1 protein-coding gene is annotated in these 1,260 nt (G+C 44.3%); it reads left to right on the top strand.

All coding sequences use genetic code 11. The annotated features are described in order from the left end of the window. A partial coding sequence (locus tag A3729_RS05650; protein WP_082882018.1) for a sphingomyelin phosphodiesterase occupies window positions 1–992 on the top strand: 992 nt, incomplete at its 5' end. Between the last annotated feature and the right edge of the window lie 268 nt (window positions 993–1,260).

The raw sequence follows: 1,260 nt of genomic DNA, 5'->3' as shown, positions 1-1,260 counted from the left end.
TCAGCTACATGTGGTTGTCTGCAGAGAACGACCCTTGGCAATATGATCGTGACATTCATACGATTGCACGAGACTTCGATGGCAAGGCCTCTACGCTAGCGTATCGTTCTGAATACGCACGTGTTTCAGGTGATGACATTCACTACGTCATTGATAACGACTTTGAGCTAGAAACGCGCGAAGAGAGCAATAACAACTTCAAGGTTTTGACCTATAACGTTTGGAACCTGCTACCCGGTATTACCTCAAAGAATACACATCCTCGCCTGGATACCATCGCAGAGCTTGTAAAAGGCTACGATGCAGTTGTATTTCAGGAGCTTTTTGACCCGGTTCTGACAGCACATTTTAGAAGCAAGATCAGTGAGGAATATCCTTACCTGACAGACATTCCATTCAAGCTTGGTAAGTTACTGACAGGTGGCTCTTTCATTGCGAGTCGTCACCCGATTATTGATCACGATGATGTTGTCTATGATGCATGTCGAGCAGATGGTTGCTTAGCGTCTAAGGGCATGAACTATGCGAAAATTGATAAGGGTGGGAAAATCTATAACCTGTTTGGAACCCACACGCATGCCTACACGACAGCAGATGATATTGCGGTTCGATTTTCTCAGCTAGCGCAGCTAAAAGGTTTTGTAGATAGCAAGAACATCCCATCAGATCAACCTGTACTGATGGCGGGAGATTTCAACGTCGATAAGGTGAACTTCCCACAAGAGCACGTAGACTTTTTATCGCTTATGAATGCAACAGAACCTACAGCGTTAGGCGAGTACCCTTACTCTTACGCAGGCCCTGTGAATGTTTATGCGGATGATCAATACAATGAGTACTTAGACTATGTGTTGTATTCAAACGAGCATCAAGCGCCAGTTTATTCTCATAACAAGATGCTGACGCCTCGTAGTATTGAATGGGATCACTGGACCACTTGGGACTTGTCAGATCACTACCCTGTAGCGAGTGAGTTTGTATTCGCTGAGTAAGCCACTTTTTCTACCCTAGTTGCGTATTGATACCCACACTGTTTAGTGTGGGTTTTTTTCGTTTTGAGCGAGGCAAAAGACGCACGACTCGCTTTCTCCCGGCTGAGACATCGCGCCGGTATATATCTAATCTCTATTGAGCTTAATCTAAGCCAATTGTGATCTATTGAGGCGTTCTGCTCGTAAATCGTTTTGACCACTATTCCAATGTCTTGTCTTGAACTCTAATGAATCCATATAGGGCAATATGATGAAAGAGCGTAAGTTT

The organism is Oleiphilus sp. HI0043 (genome assembly GCF_001634935.1).
This window is presented reverse-complemented; position numbering and strand designations above follow the sequence as displayed.